At 56.4% G+C, this 14878-nt stretch carries 13 protein-coding genes; all 13 read left to right on the forward strand.

Annotation, left to right across the window (positions count from 1 at the left end; genetic code table 11):
- Genes QY316_12020 through QY316_12080 form a run of 13 tightly spaced genes read left to right on the forward strand, consistent with a single transcriptional unit; the run spans position 1 to position 14787 of the window.
- Positions 1 to 1065 carry a GNAT family N-acetyltransferase gene (locus QY316_12020; protein WKZ32622.1) on the forward strand — a complete coding sequence of 355 codons (1065 nt, stop codon included), beginning with the start codon at positions 1 to 3 and terminating at the stop codon, positions 1063 to 1065.
- 5 nt (positions 1066 to 1070) lie between these two features.
- Entirely contained in the window at positions 1071 to 3212 is a 2142-nt protein-coding gene (locus tag QY316_12025) for a GNAT family N-acetyltransferase (protein ID WKZ32623.1), read from the forward strand.
- Between the two features lie 3 nt (positions 3213 to 3215).
- Positions 3216 to 4235, forward strand: coding sequence for a polysaccharide deacetylase family protein (locus tag QY316_12030; GenBank protein WKZ32624.1), 1020 nt, complete (start codon positions 3216 to 3218; stop codon positions 4233 to 4235).
- 6 nt (positions 4236 to 4241) lie between these two features.
- On the forward strand, positions 4242 to 5435 hold the full coding sequence (locus QY316_12035; protein ID WKZ32625.1) for an ATP-grasp domain-containing protein: 1194 nt from the start codon (positions 4242 to 4244) through the stop codon (positions 5433 to 5435).
- A 3-nt stretch (positions 5436 to 5438) separates the two neighbouring features.
- Entirely contained in the window at positions 5439 to 6182 is a 744-nt protein-coding gene (locus tag QY316_12040) for a PHP domain-containing protein (GenBank protein WKZ32626.1), read from the forward strand.
- The gene (locus tag QY316_12045; protein ID WKZ32627.1) at positions 6179 to 7339 is read left to right on the forward strand and encodes a glycosyltransferase family 2 protein; all 1161 of its coding nucleotides are present in this window, start codon (positions 6179 to 6181) and stop codon (positions 7337 to 7339) included. The genes QY316_12040 and QY316_12045 overlap by 4 nt, the downstream gene beginning before the upstream one ends.
- 1 nt (position 7340) lies before the next feature.
- Complete coding sequence (locus QY316_12050) at positions 7341 to 8156, forward strand: alpha/beta hydrolase (protein WKZ32628.1); 816 nt, start codon at positions 7341 to 7343, stop codon at positions 8154 to 8156.
- On the forward strand, positions 8138 to 9085 hold the full coding sequence (locus QY316_12055; protein ID WKZ32629.1) for a hypothetical protein: 948 nt from the start codon (positions 8138 to 8140) through the stop codon (positions 9083 to 9085). The genes QY316_12050 and QY316_12055 overlap by 19 nt, the downstream gene beginning before the upstream one ends.
- Positions 9082 to 9972 (forward strand): hypothetical protein, encoded by an 891-nt coding sequence (locus tag QY316_12060; GenBank protein WKZ32630.1) that lies wholly within the window; start codon positions 9082 to 9084, stop codon positions 9970 to 9972. Before QY316_12055 ends, QY316_12060 begins: the two co-directional genes overlap by 4 nt.
- Before the next feature lie 13 nt (positions 9973 to 9985).
- The gene (locus QY316_12065) at positions 9986 to 10732 is read left to right on the forward strand and encodes a class I SAM-dependent methyltransferase (GenBank protein WKZ32631.1); all 747 of its coding nucleotides are present in this window, start codon (positions 9986 to 9988) and stop codon (positions 10730 to 10732) included.
- On the forward strand, positions 10732 to 12210 hold the full coding sequence (locus tag QY316_12070) for a lipopolysaccharide biosynthesis protein (GenBank protein WKZ32632.1): 1479 nt from the start codon (positions 10732 to 10734) through the stop codon (positions 12208 to 12210). Before QY316_12065 ends, QY316_12070 begins: the two co-directional genes overlap by 1 nt.
- A gap of 12 nt (positions 12211 to 12222) precedes the next feature.
- On the forward strand, positions 12223 to 13452 hold the full coding sequence (locus tag QY316_12075) for a glycosyltransferase family 4 protein (protein ID WKZ32633.1): 1230 nt from the start codon (positions 12223 to 12225) through the stop codon (positions 13450 to 13452).
- Positions 13453 to 13497: 45 nt separating this feature from the next.
- Positions 13498 to 14787 carry an O-antigen ligase family protein gene (locus QY316_12080; protein WKZ32634.1) on the forward strand — a complete coding sequence of 430 codons (1290 nt, stop codon included), beginning with the start codon at positions 13498 to 13500 and terminating at the stop codon, positions 14785 to 14787.
- Positions 14788 to 14878 lie beyond the last annotated feature (91 nt).

The raw sequence follows: 14878 nt of genomic DNA on the forward strand, positions 1-14878 counted from the left end.
ATGGATATACGCGTCGCGACCCGCATCGAGGACATCGGCATATCTCCCGAAGAGTGGAACAGGCTTCTTTCCGGGAGCGAGACGAATACCGTCTTCCAGACCTATGAATGGTTCAGGTCGTGGTGGGACGTCTTCGGCAAGGAAAACCGGCTATTCCTCGTATCCGTATTCGCACCTCAGGGAGACCTCGCCGGCATAGTGCCTCTCATGCTCTCGTCCCGTTCGGGCAGAAGGACCGTCAGGTTCATAGGAGACGAAAAAGCGGATTATTGCGACATTATCAGCGGGCCGGAGAAGCGGAAGACCATCGAATGCGTGGTGGAGGCGCTCATTCTCAATAAAGACGAGTGGGACTGCATCTCTTTGAGGAATATCCCGGAGGACTCCATTACGTGCGCGGAACTGAAACGCATATCACAGAAAGCGGACATGCGTACGATAACGAGCCAGATATCATGCCCCACTCTCTTGATAGCCGGCCGGAAAGAGGACGCAGGCAGGATACTAGGGAAAAAGACCTTAAGGCGCCGCTTCAATTACTTCAAAAAATGCGGCGAGCTGGCCTTCAGGCACATACGGGATGAGGACGAGGCGCTCCGGCGCCTTGAGACCTTTTTTGAGCAGCATATAAAAAGGAGACAGCTCGCCGGAGACAAGAGCCTTTTTTCAGACCCGCGGAACAGGGAGTTCTACGCAAGGCTTACGAGAGGGCTTCTCGGCAAGGGCTGGCTCCTCTTTTCGGCTCTCGAATTCAACGGGTCGCCCATAGCATTCCATTTCGGCTTCGATTACGGCTCGAGGGTCCTATGGTACAAGCCTTCGTTCGATATCGAATTCTCCCGGCGCTCACCCGGCCAGGTCATGCTGATGCACCTGATAAATTACGCAATTGAGAACGGGCGGGCGGAGCTCGACTTCACTATCGGGAACGAACCGTTCAAAAGCCAGTTCACAAACCACGTGCGGATGAACACACAGTTGAACCTTTACAGGAAAAATCCGGCTTACCTTATCGACCTCTCAAAGCATTACATCCTGAAGTCCGTCAAAAAGACCAGGAAATGAATAGCATGAGAGTAAGCATCATCATACCTACCTACAACAGGGCCCGCCTGGTCTGCCTTGCCATAGACAGCATACTGGCGCAGGACTACACGGACTACGAGATAATCGTGGTCGACGACGGCTCGACCGACGGGACCTCAAAGGCTCTCGAAAAATATTCCGGGTCCATACGATACATAAGGCAGGAGAACAGGGGCTTCGGGGCGGCAAGGAACCGCGGCCTTGCCGAGGCCAAAGGGGAATACCTGGCCTTCCTGGATTCCGACGACCTCTGGACCGCCGGAAAGCTCTCCATTCAGGTTGAGATAATGGACCGCTTGAGCGAGACGGCGTTCGCCTTCTCGGATTTCACGATATTGAAGCCCTCCGGCGACCTTATAAGCGAAGGGCTCCGGACGTGGCACAAGAGGAAGACGCCCTGGGAAGAGATCTACTCGAATAAAATAAGCTCGCACGCGCTACTGACGCTGCCCTTAAGCGGATTCGACATCTATACCGGGAACATATACCGGCAACTCCTCGAGGAGCCTCACGTATTGCCGAGCAGCGCGATAGTCCGCCGGAGCATGCTCAAGCCCGGGATAGTCTTCACGGTGGGCGACCCGCTTTACGCGGACTGGGATTTCTTCGCCAGGCTCGCCAGGGACCATACAGTTTGCTTTCTCGATACCGCAACGGCCATAAACAGGAGCCATGACGACCCGGTGAGGCTCACGACCAACTGCGGCACCCGCAAGACGGCGGAATGCAGGCTATCCCTGATAGATAGGGTGTGGAAGAAGGACGCCGAGTTCATGGGACTGCACCGGGAGCTGGTGGAAAATATCGAGGCGGCACAGCTTAAAATCGTCGCCACCCAGCTTCTACTCGAACGGAAGACGCCAGAGGCGAAGGACGCGCTTAAAAAGATTTCAATTCTGGACAAGGGGTCGGGCGCCACACGACTTCTCAAGTTTTTTGCCTACAGCCCCGGAGGACCAGCAGCGCTTACGGCGGCAAGAGGATTAAGGAGACGGATTCGGGGGAAGTCAGCCTCCAGGGCTCTGATGGAAAGCGCCTCATTTAAAACAGAGGTCATAGCCGGCCCTGAGGGCATGCGCGCCATCTCGGAGGAATGGGATTCCCTCGCAGCCCGATACAAGAGCCCTCTTGCGAGCCATGACTGGGCCCTCTCCTGCGCGGAGGCCTTCCATGACCTGATGCCCACGAGGGTGCTCCTGGTACGGAATAGCGGCAAGGCGGCGGCAATAGCCCCGCTCGGGTTGACGGGCGGGGTTTTAAAGAGGCTCGAGTTCCTCGGATCACCTTTTCTCTCGGAGCCAGGAGCCCTCCTCCTGGACGAAAACGAGAGCACAAGATCCGCCATCTTCAAGGCGCTCTCAGATACGGGATATCCGGCCCTTCTCAGGCGGCTTCCGGCTTCGGAGGCGCTTGAGGCTTTCAGGGAGAAGTATACCGCAGGCTGTGTCTGCATAAAGAGCTCCGCGCCTCCCGCGCCTTTTGCCGCGGTCGGGAAGGACTGGTACGGTTTCCACGGCGGGCTCTCCCCGAAGCGCAGGTACGATCTCAGGAGGGCGAAAAAAAGGGCTGAGGAGCACGGCAGGGTTTCGGCGAACATATACTGCCCTGAGCCCTCCGGGCTCGATCGCGAACTCGAAAAGGTCTTCCGGGTTGAAGCGGCAGGATGGAAGGGCCGGAACGGCTCCTCCATGCTGCACAATAAAAGGCTCGGCAGTTTTTTCCGCGCCTACTCGGGGCGGGCCTGCGGGGCCGGCATACTGAGAGTATGCACGCTCGATATCGGCGGGCATACGGCCGCCGCGCAGCTTGCAATCGAATCCGGCGAAAGCTTCTGGGTCCTCAAGATAGGCTATGACGAGAATTGGGCGCGGTGTTCACCCGGCATCCAGCTAACGTACGAGTGCATGAAGTATGCGTTCATGAGGAACCTCGTCTCTTATGAGTTCCTCGGCACTATCGAGCCCTGGCTTAAGCCTTTTGCAAGCGGCAGGCGCGAGCACATTAACGTTTCCATCTACCCGCGCTCCCTTCCCGGCATACTGGCATTGGGTAAGGACGCGCCGCGCCATGCCGCTAAAAAACTCCTCGACCGCCGCCTGCAGGACGAGGCGCTCTCACAGGAGTAAGCAATGGGCGCCAAACTGAAGCTGGCTTTCAAGAGGGCCGTCTCCTCCATGCTCTACTACTCCGGAGCCATTCGCATTTTGAAGCTCATTATCCTCAGGAGGAGGGCCGTGGCTCTCATGTACCACAGGGTGCTCACAAGGGAGGAAAACGGGAGGACGTTTTCGCACGCTGGCATAGTAGTTGAGAAGGAAGTCTTTGAGATGCATATGCGGTTCCTTAAAAAGGAATTCAGGGTGGTCGGCGAAAAAGAGTTCCTCTCACGCCTGAGGGACCGGAAACCCTTCGAGACCGCCACCTGTCTTGTAACCTTCGACGACGGCTGGCTGGATAATGCCGCCAATGCCTTCCCCACGCTCAAAGAACACGGCATACCTGCTCTCGTTTTCCTCAGCGCAGGACACATCGGGTCAAAAGAGCCCTTCTGGCAGGAGCGCATGAAGGCCATGCTGGAGGCAATCTCAAAAGAGAATACCGCCGGGGGAGTTCAGCTGCTCGAATCCTACGGATTAAGCGCGGGCTTGAGCGCAAAAGAGCTTTCAGCAAGCATCAGCGACTTCGTCTACAGCCGGAAATCCTGCGAGCCGGGGAGCATAGCCGGAATAATGCGGGAAATCTCCGGGCATGCCGGGATCAGGCCGCCGCAGAAGACGGACAGGTTCCTGGACTGGGACCAGGTCAAGTCCATGATGTCGTCCGGCATAGTCTTCGGGGCGCACGGCGTAAGCCATAATCTCCTAACGATTATACCGGCGGCAGAGGCCGATTCCGAAATAGTAGAGTCGAGGCGGATGATCGAGAAGAAGACGGGCAGGGCCCCGGATTCGTTCAGCTACCCAAACGGCGACTTCGACGATGGCACGGCGACCCTGGTCAAAAAACACGGTTACGCGGCCGCATTCACCACTAAGCGGGGGTTTGTAAGGCACACTGACGACCCTTTCAGGCTGAAAAGGGTCAACATACATAACGACGCCACAATGACCGTCCCCATGTTCTATTGCAGGATACTCGGGGTCTTCTGAAAATACGTGAAAGTACTTGTAACAGACGGGGATAACAGGGCCGCCCTGGCAATTACGCGCTCGCTGGGCAAAGCCGGCCACCATGTGACCGTGGGCGAGAGGAAGGAGACCTCCCTCTCATCGGTTTCATCCTATTGCCGCGCCAGCTTCGTTTACCCGGACCCAGCTTCCGACCCGCGCGGGTTCATAGAGGCACTCCTCGGGCAGGTGTCAAAGGAGGGGATAGACGTTATCATGCCCGTATCCGACATCTCGACCTTTCTCGTTACAGGCAACCGGCATGTATTCACCTCAAGCAGGGTCCCGTTCGCGTCTTTCGAGACCCTGGACCTGGCTGCGCGGAAGGACCGCCTTTTCGAAACCGCCGGCAGGCTCAATATACCGGCGCCCAGGACGGTCGTCTTAAGGAAAAAGGGCGACGGCTCCAAAAAAAAGCTGGATATAGATTTCCCGGTCGTGGTAAAGCCCCACAGGTCCAGGATACAGGGCCCGGACGGGAAGTGGCTTTCGGCCTCTGTAAGCTACGCCTCCGGCCCGGATGAGCTTGAACAAGTTCTACGGATGAAAAAAGGGCAGTACCCGCTTCTCCTGCAGGAAAGGATAAACGGACCCGGGATAGGGGTCTTCGCCTGCTATGATCGGGGCGCGCTCAAGGCCATGTTCAGCCACAGGAGGCTCAGGGAGAAGCCTCCTTCAGGCGGGGTCAGCGTCCTTTGCGAGAGCATCCCTGTGCCGGCCCTGGCGAAGGAATATACCGAGGCCCTCCTCGGGAGCCTCGGCTGGCACGGTGTGGCCATGGTGGAGTTCAAGCTGGACGAGCGTGACGGGCTCCCGAAGCTCATGGAGATAAACGGGCGCTTCTGGGGCTCTCTCCAGCTGGCGATCGATGCGGGTGTGGACTTCCCGTCCATGCTTATGGATATCGCGATGGAGAAGGAAGTCCGTCCATGTTTCGAGTACAGGACCGGAAGGAGGACGCGCTGGTTCTGGGGAGACGTGGATTCGCTACTCATGGTGCTCCTCAAAAAAAGTCGGTCGCTTAAGCTCCCGCCGGGCCACCCGGGAAAACTCGGCTCCATATTAAGCTTCCTCAAGCCGTCGCTCGGCGGCACTCGCTTCGATGTATTGAGGTTCGATGACCCGCGGCCCTGGCTATACGAGACCTCAATGTGGTTCAGGAACCAACTGGGCAGGGGGTAATCAATGCGGGGCATATTTCACGCGCATTCCACCTATTCGCATGACGGCAGATGCACCCTCCCGGAGCTCGTTGCGCTCTGCAAGGCGCAGGGGCTCGGGTTCGTCGCGCTTTCTGAACACGCGGAGGACATGGATCCCGCCAGGATGGACGCCTTTACCTCGGAGTGCAAGGAGCTATCAAAAAAAGGCGTAATACTTCTGCCCGGGCTCGAGTTCGGGTTCAGCGAATATCCCAAGCTGCACCTTTTGGGCATAGGCGTAACCCGGTATATCCCGCCCGGGAACATATCGCTTACGATAGAAGCCATCCGAGAGCAGCGCGGGCTTTCGGTTATAGCCCATCCGGCCAGGAACGGGCACTTCGTCCCGGAGCACATTAAAGTGAAGCTCGACGGGGTCGAAGTCTGGAACGCCTCGTATGACAGCCGCTATCTGCCGCATCACAGGTCCGTGACTCTATACAGCTCGTTAAGGAAAACAAACAGTTCCCTGCTGGCCTTCGGGGGGCTCGATTTCCATACGGCCCGGAACTTCAGGGAACTGGATCTGGTGGTCAACGGTAGTCCTGCGGATGCCAGGGAGCTCCTTAATCTCCTCAGGGAAGGGAGCTACACAAACAAGGGAAAGCTTTTCAGCATGGGCTCCAGGCAGGAATTCGGATATATGACGGTGGGCGGGATACGGCTTGGCAGGTTGTTCCTCGAGGGGGCGGATACACTTGTATCGCTTGCTAGGGTGAAGAGGTGACTGAAACACTGCATGCCATCGGGATCGCCGAGATCATCTTCTGGCTCTCCCTCGCGGCTGTTTTCTACGCTTACTTCGGCTATCCCGCACTGCTTTTCCTCCTCTCAGGCCTCACGCGGAGGGAAATCCGCGCGGGGAACAGGGACTACACGCCTACGGTATCGCTCCTCATACCTGTCCATAACGAGGAGGCCGTAATCGAACGAAAGCTCAAGAATACCTTTTCAATCGCTTATCCCGCCGAAAGGCTCGAAGTCATAATAGTATCCGACGGCTCCACGGACCGGACAAGGGAGATAGTCGGGCGGAACCTCTCCGGACGGATGCGCTTTCTCGAGCTCCCGACAAGGAGCGGCAAGGCCGCGGCGCTCAACTACGGCCTCAAGTCCGCAACGGGCGAGATAGTCGTATTCTCCGATAGCTCCATAATGCTCGATAAAAACGCTATCAGAAGCATCGTATTGAAATTCCAGGACCCGGCAGTCGGGTGCGTATCAGGCGAGGACCACATAGAGGGTCCCGGCGGAGAGGGGCTATACGGCAGGTACGAGCTCTTCCTCAGGAACCTCGAATCGAGGGTGCATTCCATAGTCGGCGCTAGCGGCTCTTTTTACGCCGAGAGAAGAGAAGCCTGCGAGCCTTTCAGGGAGGGACTTGCCCCGGACTTCCTCTCGGTGCTTAATATAGTCGACAAGGGCTACAGGGCGGTAACGGAGCCCGCGGCTTTCGGGACAATGACGAGCGTAACGGGCGTCAAGGATGAATTCAGGCGGAAGGCCAGGACGCTTGTGAGGGGCATGGCGGCGCTTTTCAGCAATGCCCGCCTTATGAACCCCTTAAGGACTGGCGTCTTCTCGCTGGAGCTCCTGTCGCACAAGGTCGCGCGGTGGCTGGTCCCGTTTTTCATGGTCTCGCTCCTCGTGTCGAACGCGTTTCTCCTCCGGAACCTGCCCTATGCGGTCTTCTTCGCGCTCCAGGCATCTTTCTACGCCCTTGCCGGCCTCGCGTTTCTCCGTATCGGCGGCCTGCATGAGAGGACCCTCGGCAGGGTCCCGCTTTATTTTACGGCAGTGAACGCGGCCATCCTCTACGCCTGGCTCCTTTACGCGACAGGCATTCGCATGGAGATCTGGAACCCTTCCAAAAGGCAGGCCTGAGATGACCGAAAGGCCTCTTTTTTTCAAGAACGGCGACTGCAGCCTCTTCGGGGTCCTGCACGAGCCGGAAGGTGTCAGAAAAGGCCCGGCCTTCGTCTTCTGCTCTCCTTTTGCCGAGGAGAAGCTCTGGGCGCACAGGGTCTTTGTCAACTTCGCGCGCGAGCTTGCAAGCCGCGGCCACACCGTCCTCAGGTTCGACTACATGGGTAACGGCGATAGCGACGGCGACTTCGAGGAGACGACCCTCCAGACATATATCTCTGATGTAAGGGCCGCGGCCGATTTCACCCTGAACTCCGCCGGAGAAAAGGACGGGCTCTGTCTATTGGGCCTGGGCCTCGGCGCTACCTTTGCCGCGCTCGCGGCCGAGGAGATGCCCGGGGCCTCGGGTCTCATTCTGTGGAACCCGGTCGTAAACGGGGCCGCCTACATGCAGGAGATGCTCAAGATAAACCTGACGACCCAGATGTCAGTCTACAAGGAGATACGCCGGACAAGGGCGGAGCTCGCGCGCTTGATGTCCGAGGGCGCGACGGTCAACGTTGACGGCTACGAGATGTCGAACGCGCTCTACGAGCAGGTCTCCGCGATAAGCCTCGCCGGGGAAAAGAAACGGTTCTCCGGGCGGACCCTGATCGTCGAGATACACCGTAAGGAGAAGGAGCCAGGGAAGGATATGGCACAGCTTGCCTCGGCGTACGAGGGCGCGGGCCTTTCTATGGTAATCGAAGAGCCTTTCTGGAAGGAGATAAAGGCATATTCGGCAAAAGCCGAAAACCTCTTCAGGGCGACACTCGAATGGCTGGAACAGCGATAAAAGAGATGCGCCCTGTCGTATTCAGGAACAAAGAGGGACTCGCCCTCCACGGGATTCTACACATGCCCTCCGGGACGCCCAGGCAGCAGGGCATAATCATCTTGAGCCCGGGGATAAAGAGCAGGGTCGCGCCGCACCGGCTTTATGTCAAGATGTCCCGTCGCTTCGTGGAGCTCGGATACGCCGTTCTGAGGTTCGACCCGGCCGGCATGGGCGACTCGGAAGGAGAGATTGACGAAAGGTTCGCAGCCGACGTCTACGGCTCCATCCAGGTGGGCCGGTTCGTGGGCGATACCGTGGCGGCAATGGACTGGATGCAAAGGGAGCTCGGCATAAAGAGCTTCATCCTTTCAGGCCTCTGCGGCGGAGCGATAACTGGGCTACTGGCTGGCGCGGGCGATAACAGGGTGGATTCTCTCCTGGGGCTCGGCATCCCTGTGATACTGGACGGAGCAAGCGTGGACAGGACCAGGCACATGTCAAAAGGGCAGCTCGAGGAAATGCGTAGAGGTTATTTAAGGAAGGCGCTCGACCCCAAGGCATGGACCAGGCTCCTCTCTTTTAAGAGCGACTACAGGCTTCTTATGAAATCGCTGGCCCTTACCCTGTCCGGCAAAAAGAAAAAGCCGATGCCTGCAGGCGTAACCGGAAAGGCCGCGGTCCCGGGCAACTTCAACACCTTGTTCCCGGACGCCTTCAGCCGCATGGCGGAAAAAGGGAAGGTCTGCCTCGTCTTCAGCGAGGCTGACAGGCTCTACTGGGAGTTCGAGGAGAAGTTCGCGGCCACCCACAGGGATTCTATCGCAAGGGCGGGAAAAAACCTGGAAATACATATTACCAAAAACGCCAACCATGTGTTCACCTTCAGGGATTGGCAGGAGAGCGCCCTGGAGACCATGTGCAGCTGGCTGGAAAGGCAGGATGCATGATCGACAGCACTGATGAAAAAAGCGTTTTCCACAGGACGATGCGCATTGCAAAACACAATCCCGCATCGGTATTCGTTTTCAGCAAACTGCTCGAGTATATGTGCCGGGACGTGGAATCATACGTCTTTGTCGCCAATTCCGGCAGGTGCGGCTCCGTAACCCTCAGCAAGATATTCGAGACGGTGGAAGAAGGGATAAGCCTGCATGAGCCGGCCCCGGTCATGTTTAACGATTACGCTCCCGGGACGGACAGAAAGAAGTATTTCCACGACCTCTTCTATATGAGGAAAAGGATATACATTAATACGGCAGCGCGGGGGCACCGCCATTATTTCGAGACTAACCACCAGTTCGTGAAGAACTTCATCGACCCTGCAGTCGAGTATTTCGGGGAGCGGATACGCGTACTCCACCTCGTAAGAGACCCTGTCAGCGTGGCCTCTTCCTTCTACCAGGTAAACACGATACCCGGCCAGCGGGAGGGCGGCGGCGTCCTGTACCTTATCGACCCGCGCGAAAGCGACAATCTAATCAGCGCCGCCGACCTCCTGTACGAGTCTAAGGAGTTCAGCCACGACATATACAAATGCCTCTGGTACTGGTACGAGGTCGAGGCGCGAATAAAGGCCGCGAAGCTCCGGCATGGCTGGATCCAGTTCTACAAATTGAAAACCGAGGACCTGAACGACCCAGGCGCGGTGCTCAAGATGTTCAAGAGTCTCGCGATTGAGATAGACCAGGCCAGGCTAAACGCAGTTGTCGGCGTAAAGGCCAACACCAGAACGAGTGAAAAATTGAAAAGTGTCGATAAGGCGGCTTGCGCCGAAATGAACCAAAAACTGCTGTTCCAGCTCGAAAAGCGATATGGCAAAGACTTCTGGACATAAGGGGGCGGCGGGGATGCGCGTCTCGGACGATCCGAGTAGCGAGAGCCTTCACCTTTACGGCGAGATAGTCAGGGAAATCAGCTTGTCCGGGGAAGAGCTCCAGGACTGGTTCGGAGACTATGCAAGACAGCAGCGTAGCCGGATTGCCTGCGACCTTGACATAATAAGCCGTCTTCTGGGAAGGGATCAAAGGATACTCGAACTGGGCTCGATGCCTTTCATTACGACGATAGCGCTCCGCCGGCTCGGATACGACGTGCGCGGGGTGGATATCCACCCGGAAAGGTTCAGGAAGACCATCGAGGGCTCGGGGATAACCGTCGACGCGTGCGATATCGAGCGCAATGCCCTGCCCTACGAGGACCGGAGCTTCGACTCCGTCATTTTTTTCGAGATATTCGAGCACCTGAGGATAAACCCGGTTTTTACGCTCTCGGAAGCCTACAGGGTCTTAAAGCCCGGCGGCTCGTTCCTTTTCACCACACCCAACCTCAAGTCTCTCACGGGAATGTACGACCTGCTGGTCAGGGACAGGACTGGGGCGGACCCCTTCAAGGAATACGCCAAGCTTGAAGAGATCGGGCACATGGGGCACGTGCGGCTCTACACGGCAGCGGAGGTCGCTTCCCTGCTGGAAAGTGTTGGATTCAAGGTGAACGGCGTCTTTTTCAGGGGCAGGTATAATTCGAAAATGATGCGCCTGCTGACCGGTTTCGTCCCATCCCTTAAGCCAATGATAATGGTTAGCGCATCAAGGTAATGCAGATCGTAGGTAGATTAAAGGCGCTCTCTGAGTTCCTCAGCAGCCATGACGGCACGCTGCGGAAAAAGACCGTCCGCTCAGGGGTCCTCGTCGGCTTCAACAGCATAATCATAAACTCCCTGGGCTTTATAAGGACGATCATACTGGCGCGCCTGCTGGCCCCGGAGGTATTCGGCCTTATGAGCATCTGCCTGATAGTAGTAAAAGCGGCCGAGATATTTACGGAGACAGGCTTCGGGGCGGCGCTCATCCATCGCAAGGACAATTTCGAGGCGTCGAGAGACACGGCTTTTACAATGTCGTTTATAAGAGGGTGCGTGCTGGCTATTTCCGTCTTTTTTCTCTCTCCTCTCATCGCGGCATATTACGACAACCTCCTTCTCGAAGACCTAATCAAGGTAACTGCGCTGATACTCTTTTTCCACGGGACACAGAATATAAACATCATAGCCTTCCAGAAGGAGCTCGACTTCAGGAGAATAGCTGTTCTCGAGCAGGCCAGGGCGGCCTCCGCGTTCATTATACTGGTGGGGCTTGCCTATTACCTCGGGAACATCTGGTCGCTCGTTATCGGATATGTCGCGGTGGCGGCTGTAGATTCCATCCTGACTTACGCCATCATACCCGGGCGCCCCGGAATAAGGTTCAACTTGCCGGTTGCGCGGGAGCTCTTCGCCTACGGCAAATACATAACCGGGCTTTCGATAGTAGTCTTCCTGGCCGCCGAACTGGACAACCTGATAATAGGCAAGGTGCTCGGCATGGAGATGCTCGGTTTCTATGTGATCGCGTTCACGCTCGCCAATCTGCCGACCACGCATATCTCCAAGGTCACTTCCAGGGTCATGTTCCCGTCGTACAGCAAGCTGCAGGACGACCCCCATGCGCTCCGCGAAGCATACCTCAAGGTGCTCAAGCTCGTCGCGAGCATATCCATACCGGCCGGCGCGGGGCTGGCCGTGCTGTCATTGGAGATAGTGAGCGTGCTATACGGGGAGCGGTGGGCATATTCGGCCGGCCCGCTCCGCATATTGTGCGTCTACGGCTGCATAATGGCGATAATGTCGCTGAACGGGTATATCTTCAACGCGATCGGGAAGCCGAGCATCCCATTTTACTTCAACGCGGCGCGGCTTGTCCTTATCACTTTTTTGATCTACCCCTTGACGGCCTGGCTAGGGCTGTACGGCGCCGCCATAGCCGTTACCCTTCCGCTTGCGCTCCAGTTCGGTGCCATTACATTCGTTTTTGCCAGGACGCTCGGCCTCGAGGTCATGAAGATATTTAAGATACTGTCCAACGTACTTTTTTCAACGCTCGTCATGATACTGGTCCTGTTGCTCTACAGGAGGATTATTCACGATGCCGACATATATACCCTGGCCCTCGGGATCGCGATAGGTATCTGCACCTACGCGGCGCTGAACGCGAGGGACCTGAGGAATCTTTTCAGAGGGAGATTCCTCAATTCCTGAGGAGAGGGGCCGATGGCGAGGAAGAACATACTATACGTGGAGAGCAGCTCCGACGGGACCGTGGGCGGGTCGCATTTCTGCCTGCTTGACATAATTAAGCGGCTGGACAGGACCGCCTACAACCCGACAGTGGTATTTTACAACGACAACATGCTCGTGCCTGAATTCCGCGAAGCGGGGTGCAAGGTGATAATATTGAAGAAGCGGCGCGCCCTGAACCTCCTTTCGAGGCGGAGTAAGGACGCTCGCGATTCTCTTTCCGGTCTCGCATCCGGGCCCTTACTGGTTATCCAGAAAGCGCTCAATTACATGATAACTTTCATCTTGCCCGCCCTGTCGAGCTGGAAGGTCATCGTAAGAGAGCGGGCCGACCTTGTGCACCTCAATAACACGCTCGTGCTTTCAGAGCATTGGATCCTGGCTTCACTTTTTACAAAGGCGAGGATCATAGCCCACGAAAGGGGTATAAACACCTTTTTCCCTCCACTGACCAGGTCCTGGGGCAGGTTTTTAAGGGCCGTCATCTGCATATCCGGGGCCGTACTCGCCAATCTCAAGAAGCATGGCTTTCCGCAGACTCAGCTCAGGATGATATACGACGGGCTCGACCCGTATGCATTCAGCGCCAGGGTGAGCCGCGGCAGACAGGAAGTCCTGTCCGAATTCGGGATCGGGCCTGGTTCCCTGGTAATAGGGATTATCGGGAACATAAAGGAATGGAAGGGGCAGAAGACTGTAATCCTCGCCATGAAAACGGTTCTCAAAAAATATCCGGACGCCAGATGCCTCATCATAGGCGGATTATCCGACCGCGCAAGCGACAGCGCGTATTATGAAAGCCTGCTGCGGACCGTACGGGAGGAGGGTCTGGGCTCGAGCGTGGTCTTTACGGGCCAGCGGAGCGACGTGGCTTCCATCGTAAATGCGCTAGACCTCGTCGTCCACGCCTCGATAGAGCCCGAGCCGTTTGGGAGGGTAAACCTCGAAGGCATGGCGCTTTCCAAGCCGGTCATATCCACTACGCTCGGCGCCGGACCTGAGATAATCGTGCACGGTCTAACCGGCTATACAGTGCCCCCGGGCGAGCCTGAGCCGCTGGCACAATCGATTTTATCACTACTCGGCTCCCCGGAGCAGGCGGCCCGTATGGGCAGGGCCGGGAGGGAAAGACTTATGGAGAAATTCCATATTTCGGGGAACATCAGGGGGATTGAGGCGATATACAGAGAGGTCCTGGCCTGAGATTATGCGGCTTTTGCGGCACCCATTAGAATTCAAATAGATTCCATGAAACTGGCTTTTATAGGATACCTGTCGATATTGGCCGTCGAGTACTTCGGCCTGGGCAATCACCTTCCGGCCTTGAAGCACCTGCATTATTCGCTTATCGTCTCGGCAATGGTTTTTGTATACCTCTTCATCAAGGGCGGGAACAGGGGCGTTCAGGACTTTTTTGAGAAGGGCCAGACCCGGCTTTTCCTCGTCTTTATGAGCTTAACCCTTTTCTCTGTCTTTTACGGCCTGGTAAGACTGTACGGTTTCAATAATCTGAAGGCCCAGATCGGATATTTCATGCTCTTCGCGTCCGGCTATTTCCTTGTCAGGGAGCAGAAGCGGCTGGAAGCGCTGGGCCTGTTCCTGCTTTCAATCCACCTTTGCCTTGTTCTCATAAACTTCAAAAACTTTTTTTCCGAGACGAGGACGGAAAGCTTTAACGCCGGCTATTTCCTGGGGGATGGCAATGATTTCGGCTGGGGCCTCAATATCGTCCTCCCGTTCGCGGTCTACGCTATAGTAAAAAATACCAGCATTCTGAAAAAGGGGTTTTTCTTCCTTTGCTCGGCTGTCATATCGGTCGGAATATTCGGGACCCTGTCGAGAGGGGCCACTCTCGCTTTTTCGATCTCCATCCTCTATTTAATACTGAAATCGAAAAACAGAGCTTTAGGCGTGGCCGCCAGCGTATTCATCGCCGCGGGGGTCTTTTTCTTCGCTCCTCCCAAGTACTTTGAAAGAATGGAAACAATCGTCCAGTATTCCTCGGACAGCTCGGCCATGGGCAGGATAGGCGCATGGAAGGCGGCCATCAACATGGCTTCCGAGAACCCGCTTGGCGTAGGCGCCGGGAGTTTCAACTCCGCATATGGACGTTTCTACAGGCCCGCCGAGGCGATTTCGAACAGGTGGATTTCCGCTCACAGCATCTACTTCGTCGTGCTCGGCGAATATGGTTTCCCGGGCCTTATACTGATCGTCTCTATCATCATCATAAACATACGCCAGAACGGCAGGTCAGCCTCGATACTCAAGGGGGACCAATCGCTCGGCATGAACTATTATTGGCCGGTATGCCTTAACATGAGTATAATAGCGTACTCTGTCGGGGGGTTCTTCCTCGGAGGGATAAACTACCCGCATATCTACATACTTTCGGCATTGACCCTCGGCACGAGCCATGTCATAAATGCGAGGACTGCATTAAAGGGGGCCGCTCAACCAGCTGTCGAGCCGGGTCGAACCGGCATAAAGCCCTTTAAGGACAGACAGCGCAGAGCGCCGTCTTATCGACACGCCTGAGCGCGATTCCGGGTTCTTGCTGGTCGGGCCGCGGCATAAGACACCTGACTGCGTGAACTATAAAAATGAGCATAAAAACGAAGATAATGAA

Source organism: Thermodesulfobacteriota bacterium, assembly GCA_030583865.1.
Lineage (GTDB): Bacteria > Desulfobacterota > GWC2-55-46 > GWC2-55-46 > GWC2-55-46 > UBA5799.